At 63.0% G+C, this 19970-nt stretch carries 16 protein-coding genes and 1 tRNA gene; 2 read left to right on the forward strand and 15 right to left on the reverse strand.

Annotated elements, in window-relative coordinates:
- Window positions 1-310 precede the first annotated feature (310 nt).
- Window positions 311-979 carry a GIY-YIG nuclease family protein gene (locus AC1RRT_RS19635; RefSeq protein ID WP_493015633.1) on the reverse strand — a complete coding sequence of 223 codons (669 nt, stop codon included), beginning with the start codon at window positions 977-979 and terminating at the stop codon, window positions 311-313.
- 142 nt (window positions 980-1121) lie between these two features.
- Window positions 1122-1619 carry a MarR family winged helix-turn-helix transcriptional regulator gene (locus AC1RRT_RS19640; protein ID WP_493015635.1) on the reverse strand — a complete coding sequence of 166 codons (498 nt, stop codon included), beginning with the start codon at window positions 1617-1619 and terminating at the stop codon, window positions 1122-1124.
- Between the two features lie 124 nt (window positions 1620-1743).
- On the opposite strand from AC1RRT_RS19640, the gene AC1RRT_RS19645 reads away from it, so the two are divergent.
- The gene (locus AC1RRT_RS19645; protein WP_493015637.1) at window positions 1744-2739 is read left to right on the forward strand and encodes a Bug family tripartite tricarboxylate transporter substrate binding protein; all 996 of its coding nucleotides are present in this window, start codon (window positions 1744-1746) and stop codon (window positions 2737-2739) included.
- 28 nt (window positions 2740-2767) lie between these two features.
- Entirely contained in the window at window positions 2768-4009 is a 1242-nt protein-coding gene (locus AC1RRT_RS19650) for a flavin-dependent oxidoreductase (protein ID WP_493015639.1), read from the forward strand.
- A gap of 94 nt (window positions 4010-4103) precedes the next feature.
- Here AC1RRT_RS19650 and parC read toward each other — a convergent pair whose 3' ends face one another.
- The 13 genes from parC to AC1RRT_RS19715 all read right to left on the reverse strand — a co-directional run bounded on the left by parC (window position 4104) and on the right by AC1RRT_RS19715 (window position 19969).
- Window positions 4104-6341, reverse strand: coding sequence for a DNA topoisomerase IV subunit A (gene parC / locus AC1RRT_RS19655; protein WP_493015641.1), 2238 nt, complete (start codon window positions 6339-6341; stop codon window positions 4104-4106).
- 33 nt (window positions 6342-6374) lie between these two features.
- Window positions 6375-7139, reverse strand: a complete 765-nt coding sequence (gene recO / locus AC1RRT_RS19660) for a DNA repair protein RecO (RefSeq protein ID WP_493015643.1) — start codon at window positions 7137-7139, stop codon at window positions 6375-6377.
- 37 nt (window positions 7140-7176) lie between these two features.
- Entirely contained in the window at window positions 7177-7527 is a 351-nt protein-coding gene (locus AC1RRT_RS19665; protein WP_493015645.1) for a hypothetical protein, read from the reverse strand.
- Window positions 7528-7705: 178 nt separating this feature from the next.
- Window positions 7706-12028 carry a DNA-directed RNA polymerase subunit beta' gene (rpoC, locus tag AC1RRT_RS19670; RefSeq protein ID WP_493015647.1) on the reverse strand — a complete coding sequence of 1441 codons (4323 nt, stop codon included), beginning with the start codon at window positions 12026-12028 and terminating at the stop codon, window positions 7706-7708.
- A gap of 38 nt (window positions 12029-12066) precedes the next feature.
- Window positions 12067-16161, reverse strand: a complete 4095-nt coding sequence (gene rpoB / locus AC1RRT_RS19675; RefSeq protein WP_493015649.1) for a DNA-directed RNA polymerase subunit beta — start codon at window positions 16159-16161, stop codon at window positions 12067-12069.
- A gap of 262 nt (window positions 16162-16423) precedes the next feature.
- Window positions 16424-16798: a 50S ribosomal protein L7/L12 gene (gene rplL, locus AC1RRT_RS19680; RefSeq protein ID WP_493015651.1), complete on the reverse strand. Its 375-nt coding sequence runs from the start codon at window positions 16796-16798 to the stop codon at window positions 16424-16426.
- Between the two features lie 64 nt (window positions 16799-16862).
- Window positions 16863-17372 carry a 50S ribosomal protein L10 gene (rplJ, locus tag AC1RRT_RS19685; RefSeq protein WP_493015653.1) on the reverse strand — a complete coding sequence of 170 codons (510 nt, stop codon included), beginning with the start codon at window positions 17370-17372 and terminating at the stop codon, window positions 16863-16865.
- 334 nt (window positions 17373-17706) lie between these two features.
- Window positions 17707-18423, reverse strand: coding sequence for a 50S ribosomal protein L1 (gene rplA / locus AC1RRT_RS19690; protein WP_493015655.1), 717 nt, complete (start codon window positions 18421-18423; stop codon window positions 17707-17709).
- Window positions 18424-18438: 15 nt separating this feature from the next.
- Complete coding sequence (gene rplK, locus AC1RRT_RS19695; RefSeq protein ID WP_492983793.1) at window positions 18439-18873, reverse strand: 50S ribosomal protein L11; 435 nt, start codon at window positions 18871-18873, stop codon at window positions 18439-18441.
- Between the two features lie 147 nt (window positions 18874-19020).
- Complete coding sequence (gene nusG, locus AC1RRT_RS19700; RefSeq protein WP_492983795.1) at window positions 19021-19551, reverse strand: transcription termination/antitermination protein NusG; 531 nt, start codon at window positions 19549-19551, stop codon at window positions 19021-19023.
- Between the two features lie 5 nt (window positions 19552-19556).
- Window positions 19557-19754, reverse strand: a complete 198-nt coding sequence (gene secE / locus AC1RRT_RS19705) for a preprotein translocase subunit SecE (protein ID WP_493015657.1) — start codon at window positions 19752-19754, stop codon at window positions 19557-19559.
- A gap of 43 nt (window positions 19755-19797) precedes the next feature.
- Window positions 19798-19874, reverse strand: a tRNA-Trp gene (locus tag AC1RRT_RS19710).
- A 26-nt stretch (window positions 19875-19900) separates the two neighbouring features.
- Window positions 19901-19969: an EF-Tu C-terminal domain-related protein gene (locus AC1RRT_RS19715; RefSeq protein WP_071531421.1), complete on the reverse strand. Its 69-nt coding sequence runs from the start codon at window positions 19967-19969 to the stop codon at window positions 19901-19903.
- Window position 19970 lies beyond the last annotated feature (1 nt).

The following is a 19970-nucleotide window of genomic DNA, read 5'->3' on the forward strand; positions in this document are numbered from 1 at the left end:
CATCCAGTCTCTAAAGAACAAATATAGTACATACGGCGAGACTCGGCAACACCGCTGCCCTATCAGACAGCCTTCGCTGCGCGGCGGGAAGCGGCGGCGCAAACGTGAAACGAAATGTCGCATCAAGCGTTTATGGGCAGGTTATTTACAAACAAAGGAGTTTTGCGATGCGCGGCATTTTACTGTGGCTGATCGGCATTCCGATCCCCATCATCATTCTGCTTTATCTCTTTGGCGTGCTGTAAGCGCCGCAAACCATCCTGTGACTGACAATCGGCCGGCCTGACCCCGTCAGGTCGGCCTTTTTGATTCAGCCTCGCTCCTCCACCAGCCCCAGCCGGACCAGGCGCGCGGCCACGGCATCGCGCGAGCGGCCGACCCGGCGGGCGATATCATCAGCACGCAGGCCACGCCGGAACAGCGCGCAGACCGCCAGTTCCTCCTGCCGGGTCCAGGCCTTGCCCGTGTTGATGGGCTGGCCCAGATCGCGCACGCGCTGCTGCCGGCGCTGTTCATGGCCGGGATATGGCGGCGGAACGACCTCCTCTGCCAAACCGGGTTGTACACCAGGTTCCAAGCGCGGCGCACCAAAGCCTTCGCTGCGCGCATCATGCCAAAGCTGTCGGCGGGCATCGCCATCGGGCGGCACGTTCAGCAGTGCGCTGCCGCGCAGTCGCAGCAGACCGATCCAGAATGCCTCCGCCGCCGTCAGGCGACCGGCAGGCACATCGGCCTGCAGGATGACAACCAGCGGCAGCAGACCGTTCTTGCGGATGACCTTGATCTTCTCGCCGGAGACGGAATGCCCGCCAGCGAAATGCATGCGCTTGCGCGTTTCGATGTCGCGGGTCTGGCCGACATAAAAAATGCAGTGGTCGCGCGGATCGATCAGCGCGTAAATCCACCCGGTCAGCGGACTGACCTGCCCATCATCACAATCAGCCATCGACTGATCGTCCGCACTGCCTGCCTCGGCCATGCTCGACATCACGATTGCACCCACGCTCTAGCTCATTGCCGAATTACGGCGAGAGCATGGCGGATGCAACGCAAGGACTGTCCAGCGAAAAGAATTTCCCTCTTCGCTTGCATACACTGATCATCGTACTCCGAAGGGAGTATCAGCCGCGCGGCTTGCGGCCCACCACGGGCGGCGCCTTCGACACACCATCGAAAGCATCATTGAACTTGCGCAGCAGGCGCAGGAACTCCGCCGCTTCCTGTTTGGTGAAAGGTGCGAGCAGCGCCTCGCGCACAGCCGTCGCATCAGATGCGCAGGCCTGGATCAGCTTGCGCCCCGCCGGCGTGAGCGTCAGCGCGAACTTGCGCCGGTCCTTCGCATCGGCGGTCTTGGCGATCAACTTGCGCTTGACCAGCAGGCCAACCACCAGCGCGGTGGTGGAGCGGTCGAAGCCCAGGCTGCGCGCCAGATCAATCTGGCTGATCGGCCCCCAACGCAACAGCACCGACAGCGCGCCATATTGCGGCGGCGTCAGGTCATGCGGCTTGAGCATCTGCAGGAAGGTCGACACCGAATTCTGGTGCGCGCGCCGGATCTGAAACCCGGCACGGTCGTATATCTCGGGTACCGGATGCTCGTTGCGTTCTGTCTTGGCCATGATCGTCCCTGCCCCGATCCCATAGCATATTTCGTGAATTGACACAGGCACCGGCCGGCGTAATAGTCAGACGTATGCCGATTATAGCGGGTCGCCAGCAAGGGGCCCGGCACTGGAGGAAATTATGTCGATCGCCATCTGCACCGCCCTGTCTCGCCGCGCCCTGCTGGCCGCCGGCGCCGCCCTCGCCATCACTGGCTTCACCCTGCCGGCCGCCGCGCAGTCGCTGATCCAGCGCCCGGTCAAGATCATCGTGCCCTTCACCCCGGGCACCGGCATGGACATCCTGGCCCGCGTGATCGGCGAGCAGATGCGCGCCCGCTCGGGCCAGCCGGTGATCGTGGAAAACCGCGTTGGCGCCTCGGGCAATATCGGCAGCCAGGTGGTCGCCACCGCGCCGGCCGATGGCTACACGCTGATGGTGACGGCCAATACCTTCACCATGACGCCGTCGCTCTACAAGAACGTGCCCTATGACGTGAACAAGGACTTCTCGCCGATCGGCCTGATCGCGCAGGGCCAGATGGCGCTGACCGTGCATCCGTCGGTGAAGGCCGCCAACGCCAAGGAGTTCATCGCCCTGGCCAAGGCCAATCCGGGCAAGATCGACTATGCCTCGCCCGGTAACGGCACGCCGCAGCATCTGGCCATGGAATCCTTCAAGCTGGCCGCTGGCATCAACCTCAACCACATCCCCTACAAGGGTTCGGGCGGCGCGGTGCAGGACCTGCTGGGCGGCACTGTCGGCGTGATGATCCTGCCCGTCCATACCGCGCTTCCCTTCCTGCCCGACAGCCGCCTGCGCGTGCTGGGCGTGACCAGCGCCGAGCGTTCGCCGATCGCGACGCAGTTGCCCACATTGGCCGAACAGGGCGTCACCGGCTTCGACGTCGATCTGTGGTACGCCATGTACGCGCCAGCCAAGACGCCGGACGCGATGGTAAAGGCGCTGAATAGCGAGCTGAACGCCATCCTGGCCGATGCCAGTGTGCGCGAGACGATCCAGAAGCAGGGCCTGGTGGTGAAGACCAGCACGCCGGATGCACTGGCCAAGCTGACCGCCAGCGACCTCGCGCGCTGGAACAAGGTGGTCACCGAGGCCAAGATCGAAGCCGAGTAAGCATCGCGTTCAGTCAAGGATTGTCAGTATGGATGTGATCATCATCGGCGGCGGCATCGGCGGGCTCACGCTGGCTCTATCGCTGCACGAGCGCGGCATTCCCTGCCGCGTCTTCGAGATGGCGCCGCAGATCAAGGCGGTCGGCGTCGGCGTCAACCTGCTGCCGCACAGCACCAAGGAGCTGATCCGGCTCGGTCTCGAAGCCGAGCTGGCCAAGGTGGCGGTGGCGACCAAGGACGCCACCTTCTTCAACCGCTTCGGGCAGCTCATCCATCGCGAGCCGCTGGGTCGCGCGGCAGGCTATGACTGGCCGCAATTCTCGATCCATCGCGGCGATCTCCAGATGCTGCTGCTGGCGGCGGCCGAACAGCGCCTGGGCAAGGACCGCATCCAGACCGGCTGGCAATGCACCGGCTATACGCAGGATGCGCAACGCGCCACGGCGAAGTTCCGCAACACCGAGACCGGAGACGCCCTGCCCGACCAGAGCGCCGATGTGATCATCGCCTGTGACGGCATTCACTCGGCCATCCGCAAGCAGATGCATCCGGGCGAAGGCGAGCCGCGCTATTCCGGCGTCAACATGTGGCGCGGCGTGACGCGGATGCAGCCGATCCTGTCGGGTGCCTGCATGGTGCGCGCGGGATGGCTGAGCCATGGCAAGATGGTGATCTATCCGATCCGCGAAAACATCGACGCCGCCGGCAATCAGCTGATGAACTGGGTGGCCGAGATCGAGACGCCGACATACCGCAAGCGCGACTGGAGTCGGCCGGGCAACCTGGATGACTTCCTGCCGGCGTTTGCCGACTGGCATTTCGACTGGCTCGACGTGCCGAAGATGATCCGCGATGCCGACATGGCGCTGGAATTCCCGATGGTGGACCAGGACCCGCTGGAGCGCTGGACCGATGGCCGCGTCACTCTGCTGGGCGATGCGGCGCATCCGATGGTGCCGCGCGGCTCCAACGGCGCCGGCCAGGCGATCATCGACTGCCGCGTGCTGACCGACCTGCTGGCCGAAAGCGCCGATGCGCGCGAGGCCTTGAAGGCCTATGAGGCCCAGCGCCTGCCGGCCACCACAAATGTCGTGCTGACCAACCGCACCAATCCGCCCGATGCCATCCTGCGCGAGGTGTTCGAGCGCACCGGCGACAAGCCGTTTGCGAAGATCGGGGATGTGATCAGCCCGGCCGAACTGACCGCGATCACCGACAACTACAAGCGCGTCGCCGGCTACGAAAAAGACAAGCTGAAGGCGACGGGGTAGCACACCGCCCTCTTCCGTCATCCCCGCGAAAGCGGGGATCCCATTTTAGCATAACAAATGGGACCCGGCTCAAGGCCGGGGTGACAACAGTGGTTTAACTGAACCGGCCGTTCTTGTTGAAACCGCGTGGCACGATGCGGCCGGCCTGGGCGCGTTCGCCGCGATATTCCTTCAGGTCGGTCTCGGTCTTGGTGCGGCCCGATGAATCGGTCCAGCTCAGGCCCTGCTTGTAGGTGAAGGTCTTGGCGTCCAGCAGGCCGCCATCCTTGTACTTCTGCAAGGTGATGCCGCGGCCCTTGGTCATCTCGGGCAGTTCGCTCAGCGGGAACAGCAGCAGCTTGCGGTTCTCACCCACCACGGCCACCGTATCGCCCTCAATCTGGGTCAGCACGCAGGCCTCGGCCGGGGTCTGCAGGTTGAGGATCTGCTTGCCGGTGCGGGTGGCGGCCTGCATCTCGGATTCCGCGCAGATGAAGCCGCGGCCGTCAGAGCCGGCGACCAGGAACTTGCGCTCGCCCTGATACTTGAACAGCGTGACGATGTCCTGGTCGTTGCCCAGGTCGATCATCAGGCGCACCGGCTCGCCATGACCACGGCCGCGCGGCAGCTTGTCGCAGGCGATCGTATAGGCGCGACCGTTGGTGCCGAACAGCAGCAGCTTGTCGGTGGTCTCGGCATGCAGCCAGAAGCGGCCCTTGTCGCCTTCCTTGAAAGCCGCCGTGCCGTCATCGGCGACATGGCCCTTGATGGCCCGTATCCAGCCCTTGGCCGAGCAGATCACGGTGATCGGCTCGCGTTCGACCAGCACCTCGAAGGCCTCTTCCGAAATCACCGGCGCATCGCCGACCAGGGTGCGGCGCTTGCCCAGCGCGGTCTTGGGACCGAACTGTTTCTTGAGTTCCTGGATCTCACCGGCAATCGCGGTCCAGCGCAGGTCCTCGTCGCCCAGCAGCTTCTTCAGCTCGGCCAGTTCCTTCGACAGCTCCTTGTGCTCGCCGCGCAGTTCCATCTCCTCCAGCTTGCGCAAGGAGCGCAGGCGCATGTTGAGGATGGCTTCGGCCTGCACATCGGTGAGCTTGAAGCGCTTGATCATCGCCGGCTTGGGCTCATCCTCGCGGCGGATGATCTCGATCAGCTCGTCGAGGTTCAGATAGGCGATCAGGTAGCCGTCGAGCACCTCGAGGCGATGCTCGATCTTGCCCTGGCGATACTTGCTCTTGCGCTCCAGAACCTCGTGGCGGTGATCCAGATAGGCCTGCAGCACCTCGCGCAGGTTCATCACCTTGGGCAGCTTGCCGCCGTCCAGCACGTTCAGGTTCAGCGGGAAGCGCGTCTCCAGATCGGTGGTGCGGAACAGGCTTTCCATCAGCACGGCCGGATCGATGGTGCGGTTCTTCGGGATGATGACCAGGCGGATGTCTTCGGCCGACTCATCGCGCACGTCGTCGACCAGCATCGCCTTCTTGTCGGTGATCAGCTCGGCGATGCGTTCGATCAGCTTCGACTTCTGCACCTGGTAAGGAATTTCGGTGACGACGATCTGCCACATGCCGCGCGGCAGGTCTTCCTTCACCCATTTGGCGCGATGGCGGAAGCTGCCGCGACCGGTCTTATAGGCCTCGATGCGGCTCGACAGCGGCTCGACCAGGATGCCGCCGGTCGGGAAGTCCGGCCCCTGCACGAATTCCACCAGCTTTTCGATGGTGGCGTTCTTGTGCTTGATCAGATGCAGCAGCGCGTCGCAGAGCTCGGGCAGGTTATGCGGCGGAATGGAGGTCGCCATGCCGACCGCGATACCGGTGGCGCCATTGGCCATCAGGTTGGGCAGACCGGCCGGCAGCACGACCGGCTCGTCATTCTCGCCGTCGTAATTGGGGCGGAAATCGACGGTCTCGTCGTCCAGGTTGGCCAGCAGCACATGGGCGATCTCAGTGAGACGCGCTTCCGTGTATCGCATGGCGGCGGCGTTATCGCCGTCGATATTGCCGAAGTTGCCCTGGCCATCGACCAGCGGATAGCGCTGGGCAAAATCCTGGGCCAGGCGCACCAGCGCGTCATAGACCGACTGGTCGCCGTGCGGATGGTACTTACCGATCACGTCGCCGACGACGCGGGCGCATTTCTTGTAGCCGGCGCCCGGATCAAGCTTGAGCAGCCGCATGGCGAACAGCACGCGGCGCTGCACCGGCTTCAGCCCGTCGCGGGCATCGGGCAGCGAGCGCGAGGTGATGGTGGAGAGCGCATAGGCCAGGTAGCGCTCGGACAGCGCGTCCGGCAGCGGGACGGCGCGGATGTCTTCGGGAATCTCTTTGGGCGGGAGGTGCTTGCTCATGGCGGTGTTCTTACAACAAACAGGCTGATTCTGCTACGGATGCAGACTGCGATGCACCACTTCGAGCAGGCGGCCGCGGGCCGGCGGCACCGCTTTATGAAGCTGGGCGAACAGCCGGTTTTCCAGGAAATGCCCGGTCAGGGCCAAACCCGATTCGACATCGACCAGCGGATGATTCGCCACGGCCGCCCCACTGCGTCCCGGCACCAGGAAGGCCGGCAGGGTCAGCAGGCGTTCGGCATAGGGCGCGGCGGCTTCCGCCGACACGGCGCGGCCGGTGCGCGGCGAGACATGGGTCAGCCCGGTGGTGGCGCCGGTGGCGGCGCAGCTGTCGAGGTCGATGCCATAGCCCATCTCGGCCAGCAGGCCGATCTCCCAGCGCACATAGAGCGCGCCCCAGTCGCCAGGCTCGTTCATCTCGGCCATCAGGGTGAACAGCGACTTGGTGGCGTTGAACAGGCCCGGATGCGGCTCCCGCTCGGGCAGGGCCGTGTCGACCAGCGCGCAGACCGAACTGAGCGCCGCCAGCCGCGCCGGATCGTCCAGCATCAGCGCGGCCGGATGACCGAGGGATTCAAGGGTGAAATAGCCGAGCTGTTCGGAGAGCCGCGCGCGCCAGTCGGCGCGGACGATCTGGCCTGGCTGTAAGGCGCCGCCGAGCGAACGCCCCTGCCCCGCGCCCGAGCCGCGCAGCAGGCCGGCATGGCGGCCATGATGCTCGGTCAGCAGCGCGACAATGCGGGCGCTTTCGCCATGATGGCGCACGCTGAGGACCACGCCATCATCCTGCCATTCCATGCATTGGACTTAAGGCGATTCGCAGGGTGCGGCAAGGTCAGCGCTTTGCCAAGGCCCTCAATTTATCCTGCATTTGCAGCAGTTCTGGATTAGAGGATTCCGTATAGCCACGAGACCCAGCCGGCATCGAGGCTGGCGGACTGTTTCCTTCCCGGGCGAAGAAAATATAATACCCGCCCGGTACCAGATCGAGGCTGCAACTCGTCTGTTCGTCCCGCATCCTGCGATCGACCGGCGGCCTACCCTTGAACGTCTCGATCAGCTCAAAACGGGCGACGATGGTCGGCTGCGGATCACTCCATGGCAGCCGGATCAGCGGCTTGTCGGTATCGATAATACGCGCAAAGAAGACGGTATCGGCGCGATCGAACCGCTCCTCATCGCTCATCGGGACGGGTATGCAGGCAGAAGCCTCACGGAATGAGGCCGTCACCAGGAGTATAAAGCCCACCGCGGACAATACTTTCAGCATATCGCGAGGTTAGACGATTGTTCTGATTCTGCGTATTGCGAAAAAAGGGCGGCCGATGAAGGCCGCCCTCTTCGTATCGGTATGACCGACAGGCTTATTCGGCGGCGTCGCCGACGGCAGCCTGCAGTTCGCTTTCCAGGGCGTCCGCGAAGTCGCGATCGCGCTGGGCGGCGAGGCCCTTCATGCGGTTCATGATCGCACCGGTGCCGACCGGGATCAGGCGACCGACGATGACGTTTTCCTTGAGGCCGACCAGCTTGTCCACCTTGCCGCCGACGGCAGCTTCGGTGAGCACGCGGGTGGTTTCCTGGAACGACGCGGCCGAGAAGAACGACCGGGTCTGCAGGCTCGCCTTGGTGATGCCGAGCAGGACCGGCATGCCCTTGGCCACCTTGCGGCCTTCGGCTTCGGTCTTGGCATTCACTTCCTCGAACTCGCTGCGGTCGACCTGCTCGCCGATCAGGAAGGTGGTTTCCGCCGGGTCGGTGATCTCGATCTTCTGCAGCATCTGGCGGCAAATCACCTCGATGTGCTTGTCGTTGATCTTCACGCCCTGCAGACGATAGACCTCCTGGATCTCGTTCACGAGATAGTTGGCCAGCGCCTCGATGCCCAGCACCTTGAGGATGTCGTGCGGCGCCGGGTTGCCATCAAGCAGATGGTCGCCAACGCGGACGAAATCGCCTTCCTGAACGGCAATGTGTTTGCCCTTCGGGATCAGGTACTCGACAGCCTCGACGCCCTCTTCGGCCGGCTTCAGGATCAGGCGGCGCTTGGCCTTGTAATCCTTGCCGAACTCGACGCGACCGTCGATCTCCGCGATGATCGCGTGATCCTTCGGGCGGCGGGCTTCGAAGAGTTCCGCCACACGCGGCAGACCGCCGGTGATGTCGCGGGTCTTGGTGCCTTCCACCGGGATACGCGCCAGCACGTCGCCGGCATGGACCTGCGCACCATCTTCCACCGACAGAATGGCGTCGGCCGAGAGGTAGTAGCGGGCCTCGGCGCCGCTGACGAGCATGAGCACTTCGCCCTTGCTGTCACGCAGCGTGATGCGCGGACGCAGCTCGCTGCCCTTCGGGTTCTGCTTCCAGTCGGACACGACCTTGTAGGAAATGCCGGTCGACTCATCGGTCGCTTCGCGCATCGACACACCCTCGACCAGGTCGCGGTAGTGCACGATACCCTCGCGCTCGGTGATGACCGGGCGGGTGTACGGATCCCAATCGGCGATGCGCTGACCCTTCTTCACCTTGCCGCCTTCATCGGCGACCAGACGGGCGCCGTAGGGCACCTTGTGGCGGGCGCGCTCGCGGCCATTCTGGTCAACCAGGATGACTTCGCAATTACGGCCCATGACCACGAAGCGGCCCTGGCTGTCGGTCACCAGGTTGCGGTTGGCGATCTTGAGGGTCGCGTCATAGGCGGCCTCAAGGCTCGACTGCTCCGCCACCTGGGCGGTGCCGCCGATGTGGAAGGTGCGCATGGTGAGCTGGGTGCCCGGCTCGCCGATCGACTGCGCCGCGATGACGCCGACGGCTTCGCCGATGTTCACCTTGGTGCCACGGGCCAGATCGCGGCCGTAGCACTTGCCGCAAACGCCGATCTGGCTGTCGCAGGTCAACACCGAACGGATCAGCATGGATTCCACGCCGGCCGTCTCGATGGTGTCGACGTCCTTCTCCTCGATGAGTGTGCCGGCCGGAACCAGCACTTCACCGGTGAGCGGATGCTTGACGTCCAGGCTGGGCGTACGGCCCAGGATGCGCTCGCCAAGGGTGGCGATCACTTCAGCGCCCTCGACCACTTCGCGCACGGTCAGGCCGCGCTCGGTGCCGCAATCGTCCTCGGTGATGATGCAGTCCTGCGCCACGTCGACGAGACGACGGGTCAGGTAGCCCGAGTTCGCGGTCTTCAAGGCGGTATCGGCCAGACCCTTACGGGCGCCGTGGGTCGAGTTGAAGTACTCGAGCACGGTAAGGCCTTCCTTGAAGTTCGAGATGATCGGCGTCTCGATGATTTCACCCGACGGCTTGGCCATGAGGCCGCGCATGCCGGCGAGCTGCTTCATCTGCGCCGCCGAACCGCGGGCGCCGGAATGGGCCATCATCCAGATCGAGTTGATCGGCTTGCGCTGACCGCTGACCTGGTCGATGTCGGTCTGAATGACCTTCATCATTTCATCGGCCACGCGATCGGTGCACTGCGACCAGGCATCGACCACCTTGTTGTACTTTTCGCCCTGGGTGATCAGGCCGTCCTGGTACTGCTGCTCGTACTCGCCGACCAGCTTCTTGGTGTCGTCGATATGCTTTTCCTTCGTCAGCGGCACGACCATGTCGTCCTTGCCGAAGGAAATACCGGCCTTGAAGGCGCGGGTGAAGCCGAGCGACATCATGCGATCGCAGAAGATGACGGTCTCTTTCTGGCCACAATGGCGATACACCACGTCGATGACGTTGGTGATCTCCTTCTTGGTCAGCTGCTGGTTGATCACGCGGAACGGCACGTTCTTGTGACGCGGCAGGATCTCGCTGAGCAGCATGCGGCCCGGCGTGGTGGTGACGCGGGCAATGATCGGATTGCCGTCCGCGTCCACCGTGCTGAGACGGGCCTTGATGCGGTGATGCAGGGTGATCGCCTTGGCATCCAGCGCCTGCTGGATTTCGGCGATCGTCGCGAACACCGGAGTGCGCTCGACGACGGCACCGTTCTGCAGCAGACGCTCCAGCTCGGCCTTCACCGCGGTCTTGGGCACTTCCACCTTGGTCTTGGGATCGTAAACGACGACGTCGTCTTCGGCCCAGGCCTTCAGAACGGCGTTGGCGTCCTTGATCTTCAGCACATCGCCCAGCGGGCTGTTGCGCTCCATGGTGGTATAATACAGACCGAGCACGATATCCTGCGACGGCACGATGATCGGCTTGCCGTTCGCGGGGCTGAGGATGTTGTTGGTCGACATCATCAGCACGCGGGCTTCAAGCTGGGCTTCCAGCGACAGCGGCACGTGCACCGCCATCTGGTCACCGTCGAAGTCGGCGTTGAAGGCCGCGCAGACCAGCGGATGCAGCTGGATCGCCTTGCCTTCGATCAGGGTCGGCTCGAAGGCCTGGATGCCCAGACGATGCAGGGTCGGCGCGCGGTTCAGCAGCACCGGATGCTCGCGGATGACCTCTTCGAGGATATCCCAGACTTCCGGACGCTCCTTCTCCACCATCTTCTTCGCCATCTTGACGGTGGCGGCCAGGCCGCGCAGCTCAAGCTTGGAGTAGATGAAGGGCTTGAACAGTTCGAGCGCCATCTTCTTCGGCAGGCCGCACTGGTGCAGCTTGAGCTCCGGGCCGACGACGATGACCGAACGGCCAGAATAGTCGACGCGCTTGCCGAGCAGGTTCTGACGGAAGCGGCCCTGCTTGCCCTTCAGCATGTCACTGAGCGACTTCAGCGGACGCTTATTGGCGCCGGTGATGACGCGGCCGCGGCGGCCGTTATCGAACAGGGCGTCGACGGCTTCCTGCAGCATGCGCTTTTCGTTACGCACGATGATGTCCGGCGCACGCAGCTCGATCAGACGCTTCAGGCGGTTGTTGCGGTTGATGACGCGGCGATACAGATCGTTCAGATCCGAGGTCGCGAAGCGGCCGCCGTCCAGCGGCACCAGCGGACGCAGTTCCGGCGGAATCACCGGCACCACGGTCAGCACCATCCATTCCGGCTTGTTGCCGGACTCGATGAAGCTTTCCACCAGCTTCAGGCGCTTGACCAGCTTCTTCGGCTTCAGTTCCGACGTGGTCTCGGCCAGTTCCTGGCGGATGTTGTCGCGCTCTTTTTCGAGGTCGAGCGCCATCAGCAGGTCGCGAATGGCTTCGGCGCCGATCTTGGCGACGAAGCTGTCATCGCCGTATTCGTCCTGGGCGGTGAAGAGCTGCTCTTCCGTCAGCAGGTCAAACTGCTTGAGCGGCGAGAGGCCCGGCTCCACCACGACGTAGTTTTCGAAGTACAGGATGCGCTCAAGGTCTTTCAGCGTCATGTCGAGCATGAGGCCGATGCGGCTCGGCAGCGACTTCAGGAACCAGATATGCGCAACCGGCGACGCCAGTTCGATATGGCCCATGCGCTCACGACGCACCTTCGAGAGCGTGACTTCAACGCCGCACTTCTCGCAGATCACGCCGCGATACTTCATGCGCTTGTACTTGCCGCACAGGCACTCGTAATCCTTGATCGGGCCGAAGATGCGGGCGCAGAACAGGCCGTCGCGCTCCGGCTTGAAGGTACGATAGTTGATGGTCTCAGGCTTCTTGATTTCGCCGTAGGACCAGGAACGGATGCGCTCAGGGCTGGCGATCGAGATCTGGATCTGGTCGAAAGCCTGGGCGCCCTGGGGCTGGCCGAAAACGTTGCTCAGTTCGTTCATGTCTGTCGTCTCCTATCGGAGGAAAGGTTTCGTGGCGATCAGTAGGAGCGCTGCGAGAGCTCGACATTCAAGCCGAGCGACCGCATCTCCTTGACCAGCACGTTGAACGATTCCGGAATGCCGGCTTCGAAGTTGGTGTCGCCGCGCACGATCGACTCGTAAACCTTCGAGCGACCCGCCACGTCGTCCGACTTCACCGTCAGCATTTCCTGCAGGGTGTAGGCGGCACCGTAGGCCTGGAGAGCCCAGACCTCCATTTCACCGAAGCGCTGACCGCCGAACTGGGCCTTACCACCGAGCGGCTGCTGGGTGACGAGGCTGTACGGACCGATCGAACGGGCATGGATCTTGTCGTCGACCAGGTGGTGCAGCTTCAGCATGTAGATGTAGCCGACAGTCACCTTACGATCGAAGGACTCACCCGTGCGGCCGTCGATCAGGGTCGACTGACCCGAGCTGTGCAGGCTCGCCTTCTCCAGCATCTCCACGATGTCGGGCTCATGCGCGCCATCGAACACCGGGGTGGCCATCGGCACACCGCGGCGCAGGTTGGCGCTGAGCTCGAGCACCTGGTCATCCGACAGATCGTTGATCTTGTCGGCGTATTCCTGCTTGGAATAGACGCCCTTCATGATCGTGCGCAGGTCGGCCGCCTTGGCCGCATTACGGTTGACCTTGTCGAGCATCTCGCCGATCTGGCGACCCAGGCCGGCCGAAGCCCAGCCCAGATGGGTTTCCAGAATCTGGCCGACGTTCATGCGCGAAGGCACGCCCAGCGGGTTCAGCACGATATCGACCGGCTGACCGTCTTCCAGGTAGGGCATGTCCTCTTCCGGCACGATGCGGGAGATGACGCCCTTGTTGCCGTGACGGCCGGCCATCTTGTCGCCGGGCTGCAGCTTGCGCTTCACCGCGACGAAGACCTTGACCATCTTCATCACGCCGGGCGGCAGCTCGTCGCCGCGCTGCAGCTTCTCCACCTTGTCCTCGAAGCGCTTCTGGATGCGCGAGGTCGCGGCATCATACTGCTTCTTCAAGGCCTCGATGTCGGCCATGTTCTTTTCGTTCTTGACGCTGATCTGCCACCACTGACCGGGGGTCAGCTCGTGCAGGATCTCGTCGGTGATCTTGCCGCCATCCTTGAAGCCCTTCGGACCCTTGTCGGCCTGCTTGCCGAGCAGCAGTTCCTTGAGGCGGCCGTAGATGGAGCGCTCGATGATCGCCTTCTCGTCGTCGCGGTCCTTGGCCAGACGCTCGATCTCGGCGCGCTCGATGGCAAGGGCGCGTTCGTCCTTCTCCACGCCATGGCGGGAGAAGACGCGCACTTCCACGATGGTGCCCGAGACGCCCGGCGGCACGCGCAGCGAGCTGTCGCGCACGTCGGAGGCCTTTTCGCCGAAGATGGCGCGCAGCAGCTTCTCTTCCGGCGTCATCGGGCTTTCACCCTTCGGCGTGATCTTGCCGACCATGATGTCGCCCGGATGGACTTCGGCGCCGATGTAGACGATGCCGGCTTCGTCGAGGTTCTTGAGGCCTTCTTCACCAACGTTCGGAATGTCGCGGGTGATTTCCTCAGGCCCCAGCTTGGTGTCGCGGGCCATCACTTCGAATTCCTCGATATGGATCGAGGTGAAGACGTCGTCCTTGGCGATACGCTCGCTGATCAGGATCGAATCTTCGAAGTTATAGCCATTCCACGGCATGAAGGCGACGAGCACGTTGCGGCCGAGCGCCAGCTCGCCCAGCTCGGTCGACGGACCGTCGGCGATGATGTCGCCGGCACGCACCTGATCGCCCACCTTCACCAGCGGACGCTGGGTGATGCAGGTGTTCTGGTTCGAGCGCTGGAACTTCAGCAGCTTGTAGATGTCGACATTCGACTTCGACATGTCGGCTTCATCCGACACGCGGACGACGATACGGGTACCGTCGATCTGGTCGATCACGCCGGTGCGCTTGGCAACGATCGTGGCGCCGGAATCGCGGGCCACCACCTCTTCCATCCCGGTGCCGACCAGCGGCGCTTCGGCGCGGATCAGAGGCACGGCCTGACGCTGCATGTTCGACCCCATCAGCGCGCGGTTGGCGTCGTCGTTCTCGAGGAACGGGATCAGCGCTGCGGCGACAGACACGAGCTGCTTGGGCGACACGTCCATGAAGTCGACACCCTCGGGGCGGACCATGACGAAATCGCCGTTGCGGCGGCACGAGACCAGGTCGCCCATCAGCTTGCCCTTGTCGATTTCGACATTGGCCTGCGCGATGGTGTACTTGCCCTCTTCCATAGCGGTCAGATAGACGACCTCGTCGGTCACCTTGCCGTCGCGGATGCGGCGATACGGGCTCTCGATGAAGCCGTACTGGTTCACGCGGGCGTAGGTCGCCAGCGAGTTGATCAGACCGATGTTCGGGCCTTCCGGCGTCTCAATCGGGCAGATGCGGCCGTAATGGGTCGGATGCACGTCGCGCACTTCGAAACCGGCGCGCTCGCGGGTCAAACCGCCCGGGCCAAGCGCCGAGAGACGGCGCTTGTGGGTGATCTCCGACAGCGGGTTGGTCTGATCCATGAACTGCGAGAGCTGGCTCGAGCCGAAGAACTCGCGGACGGCGGCGGCGGCCGGCTTGGCGTTGATCAGGTCATGCGGCATGACCGTGTCGATCTCGACCGAGCTCATGCGCTCGCGGATCGCACGCTCCATGCGCACCAGGCCGATGCGGTACTGGTTTTCCATCAGCTCGCCGACCGAGCGGACGCGGCGGTTGCCGAGATGGTCGATGTCGTCGATTTCGCCGCGGCCATCCTTCAGTTCGGTCAGCGTGCGCACGCAGGCCAGGATGTCCTCGGTGCGCAGCACGCGCACGGTGTCCTCGGCTTCCAGGCCGAGGCGGGCGTTCATCTTCACGCGGCCGACGGCCGAGAGGTCATAACGCTCGGAATCGAAGAACAGGCCGTGGAACAGCGCTTCGGCCGTATCCATGGTCGGCGGCTCGCCCGGACGCATGACGCGATAGATTTCAAACAGCGCCTGCTCGCGGCCCTGGTGCTTGTCGGCAACCATGGTGTTGCGGATGTAGGAGCCGATGGTGACGTGGTCGACGTCGAGCACCGAGATCTGCTCGATGCCGGCAGCTTCCAGCATCTCGATCTTCTTGATGTCGAGCTCTTCGCCCGCCTCGAGATAGATCTCGCCGCTTTCCTCGTTGACGATGTCGAGCGAGTTGTACTTGCCGACCATGTCCTGCGGGGAAACCAGCAGTTCCTTCAGGCCTTCCTCGGCCAGCTTCTTGGCCAGACGCGGGGTGATCTTGGTCGCGGCCTCGGCCACCACCTTGCCGGTCTTGGCATTGATCAGGTCGGCGTTCAGGCGGACGCCGCGCATGCGCTCGGCGTTGTAATCGGTGCGCCAGCCCTTCTTGTCGCGCTTGTAGATCACCTTCTTGTAGAAGGAATCCAGGATCTCTTCCTGGGTCAGGCCCAGCGCGAAGAACAGCGTGGTGACGGGCAGCTTGCGGCGACGGTCGATGCGGACATGCACGATGTCCTTGGCGTCGAACTCGAAGTCCAGCCACGAGCCGCGATAGGGAATGACGCGGGCGGTGTAGAGATACTTGCCCGACGAATGGGTCTTGCCCTTGTCGTGGTCGAAGAACACGCCCGGGCTGCGGTGCATCTGCGAAACGATGACGCGCTCGGTGCCGTTGATGATGAAGGTGCCCTTGTCGGTCATGAGCGGCATGTCGCCCATGTACACGTCCTGCTCCTTGATGCCCTTGACCGACTTGGCCTGGGTATCGGGATCGACTTCGAAGACGATCAGGCGCAGCGTCACCTTCAGCGGCGCGGCGAAGGTCATGCCACGCTGCATGCACTCGTCGACGTCGTACTTCGGCGCCTCGAACTCATACTTGACGAATTCGAGCGACGAGCTGTCGCTGAAATCCTTGATCGGGAAGACCGACTTGAAGACGGCCTGCAGCCCCACATCGGGGCGCTGGTCGCCAGCATCGTTCATCATCAGGAAACTGTCGTAGGAGCTCTTCTGAACCTCGATGAGGTTCGGCATCGATGCAACGCTCGGGATGCGCCCGAAGCTTTTGCGAACGCGCTTGCGGCCGGTGAACGACAAGGTCATGTCTGTCCCAAATCTATCTGGTGCGGCGACTGTAATGTCGCGCCGCGCGGCTTCGGACCAAGCGATGATTTTCGCGGGCCTATTAATCCCGCCGGGCGATCGCCGCGCCCAAAGATCCGAAACCGTATCGACCCGCCGGAAACCGCGGCGGACGGGGTGTGGGCCTTAAAATCGAGGCTGCTGAACTAGGGCAGCCCGTACTCAAAGCAAGTGCGGGGGGCAAGTCCACACCGGACTTGCCCCGCCGCTTACGCGATACTGATTACTTGACTTCGACCTTGGCGCCAGCGGCTTCCAGCTGGGCCTTGATCTTGCCGGCTTCGTCCTTGTTGACGCCTTCCTTGACGGGCTTCGGGGCGCCTTCGACGAGGTCCTTGGCTTCCTTCAGGCCCAGGCCGGTGATGGCGCGGACTTCCTTGATGACGTTGATCTTGTTGGCGCCGGCGTCGGCGAGAATGACCGAGAACTCGGTCTTCTCTTCGGCGGCCGGAGCAGCAGCGCCACCGCCAGCAGCGGCAACAGCCACCGGAGCAGCAGCCGAAACGCCCCACTTCTCTTCGAGAAGCTTGGCGAGCTCGGCAGCCTCGAGGACGGTCAGCGTCGACAGTTCGTCAACGATCTTGTTCAAATCAGCCATTTGAGTGACTCCTTAGTGTGTAGGTTCGATACCTGGTTAGACAGTTACGGTTCGGCTTACAGCCTTAACCCTTCGTGGCATACGCATTGAGCAGGCGGGCCAACTGGCCAGCCGGCGCCTGCACGACGCCGGCGACCTTGGTCGCAGGCGCGTTGAGCAGGCCGATGATCTTGCCGCGCAGTTCGTCGAGCGACGGCAGAGTCGCCAAGGCTTTGACACCATCAGCATTCAGGACGGTTTCGCCCATGGCGCCGCCAACAACGACAAACTTGTCGTTCTTCTTGGCGAACTCCACGGCGACCTTCGCTGCGGCGACCGGATCATTGGCATAGGCAATGCCGGTCGGCCCCTTGAACATAGATTTCAAGGATGCGTAGGTGGTGCCCTCGAGGGCAAGGCAGACAAGACGGTTTTTCGCGACCTTGAAGCTGGCGCCAGCGGCACGCATCTGACGACGCAGCTCAGACACCTGAGCAACGGTCAGACCGTTATTCTGGGTTACCACGACAACTTCGGCCTTGTTGAAGACCTGGTTGAGGGTGGTCACCATCTCCTGTTTTTGAGCACGATCCACTGTTCGTCTCCTAAACAAGGAATCAGGTTGCCCTGATCCTGGTTGGCACTTGAGCAATCGATCTGGTCGCTCCGGCGTCCGCTGTTTCCAGCTTGGCCGTCCGCGGCAAACCGATTACCCGGTTCGCCTGTCCCAGGGCTCGAACCTTCTTGAACCCAGCCTTGACTGGATTCTTGAAAATTCTGTTCCCCGTCTATGCAGGTGGCACTTCCCTTAAACACCTCGGCTAAAAAGCTCCGGTGCGCCTGCAGTCTCGGACAGGTTGCGCTGCTGCGGTTACCCGCAACACCGCTTCCGTCAGCCTTCCGAGGAAGGCTGACGAAACTCGTACTGATTACGCAGCGGCCTTTTCGCCGCCACCAATCGCGTCGGTCAGATCGAGACGCACGCCCGGACCCATGGTCGAGCTGATCGCGATCTTCTTGACGTAGTGACCCTTCACGCCGGTCGGCTTGGCCTTCATCACGGCATCGATGAACGCCTTCACGTTGGCGAGGATCTGCTCCTCGGTGAAGGACGCCTTGGCGATACCGGCCTGCAGCAGACCAGCCTTCTCAACGCGGAACTCAACCTGGCCGCCCTTCGCCGCCTTGACGGCGCCGGCAACATCCATGGTGACCGAGCCGAGCTTCGGGTTCGGCATCAGGCCGCGCGGACCCAGCACCTTACCCAGCTTGCCCACGACGGCCATCATGTCAGGCGTCGCGATGCAGCGGTCGAACTCGATCTTGCCGCCGTTGACGATTTCGGCCAGGTCGTCGGCGCCGACGAGATCGGCACCGGCCTTCTTGGCTTCCTCGGCCTTCGCACCCTTGGCGAAGACGGCGACGCGCACGGTCTTGCCGGTGCCCGACGGCATGGTGACCACGCCGCGGACCATCTGGTCGGCGTGACGCGGGTCAACGCCCAGGTTCACGGCGATCTCGATGGTCTCATCGAACTTGGCCTTGGCATTGGCCTTCACCATCTTCACGGCTTCAGTGACGCCGTAGCGGTGATCGGGGTTCACGGTCTTGGCGGCCGTGGTGTAACGCTTGCCCTGCTTGCTCATGATCCGGATCTCCCCTTATTCGCCACGAACGTCCAGGCCCATCGAGCGGGCCGAACCAACAATCATGCGGGACGCCGCATCGATGTCGTGAGCGTTGAGATCCTTCATCTTGGCCTTGGCGATCTCGCGCACCTGATCCATCGTCACCGAACCGACCTTGTCACCACGGCCGGTCGTCTTGGAACCGGACTTGATGTTGGCGGCCTTCTTCAGGAAGTAGGTCACCGGCGGGGTCTTGGTGATGAAGGTGAACGAGCGGTCCGAATACACGGTGATAACCACCGGGATCGGCATGTCCTGCTCGAGGTCCTTGGTCTGCGCGTTGAACGCCTTGCAGAATTCCATGATGTTGACGCCGCGCTGGCCCAGGGCCGGGCCGATCGGCGGCGACGGGTTGGCCTTACCGGCCGGAACCTGCAGCTTGATATAGCCTTCAATCTTCTTCGCCATACTGGTCTTCCTTTCCTGCTTCGGAGAGCCATGCTCCCCCGCTAGCGGATGCGTGGTGCGACAGGGTCGGTCCGGCGAATGTGGACCTTAGCTGTCTCCCACGCGGTGAACCGGGCGATGCTCTGCCCGGGTACTCAAGCAGTCAGGTCAGAGCTTCTCGACCTGGCTGTATTCCAGTTCCACCGGGGTGGCGCGACCGAAGATCGACACAGCCACCTTGAGGCGCGCGCGCTCTTCGTCCACTTCTTCCACCACGCCGGAGAACGACGTGAACGGGCCGTCGGCCACGCGCACCTGCTCGCCCACCTCGAAGGTGACCGAAGGCTTGGGATGCTCCACGCCTTCCTTCACCTGATTGGCGATACGCTGCGCCTCGGCCTCCGTGATCGGCGACGGCTTGCCGCCCGAACTCAGGAAGCCGGTGACCTTCGGCGTATTCTTGACGAGATGATAGGTCTCGTCGGTCATGGTCATCTTCACCAGCACATAGCCGGGGAAGAACTTACGTTCGGCATTGACCTTCTGGCCGCGGCGGACTTCCACCACTTCCTCGGTCGGGACCAGCACTTCTTCAAAGTGCTCAGCCATACCCTTCTGTGCCGCACCATCGCGGATCGCCTGCGCGACCTTCTTCTCGAAGTTCGCGTAGACATGGACGATGTACCACCGCGCCGCCATCGTCTTCAGCTCCCCAGGCCGAGGATCGTCTGCACACCAAAGCGCAGGATCGTGTCGACCACAAAAAAGAACAGCGCGGCGACCAGTCCCATCACGAACACCATCGCGGTGGTGATCAGGGTTTCCTTACGGCTCGGCCAGGTGACCTTGATGGTCTCCTGCCGGACCTGCCGGAAAAACTCGATCGGACTGACTTTGGCCATCGCCTTGTTATCCTAAACTCTAAACTCGTTACGTCTGCCACGCTGGCAGGGGCGGAGGGAGTCGAACCCCCAACCCCCGGTTTTGGAGACCGGTGCTCTAGCCAGTTGAGCTACACCCCTGCATGCGCGTCAGATCGCCGCGTAACTTACGCGATGACCTTGGCGACGACGCCGGCGCCGACGGTGCGGCCGCCTTCGCGGATCGCGAAGCGCAGA

This window comes from Ferrovibrio sp. GW821-FHT12B10 (assembly GCF_058807515.1).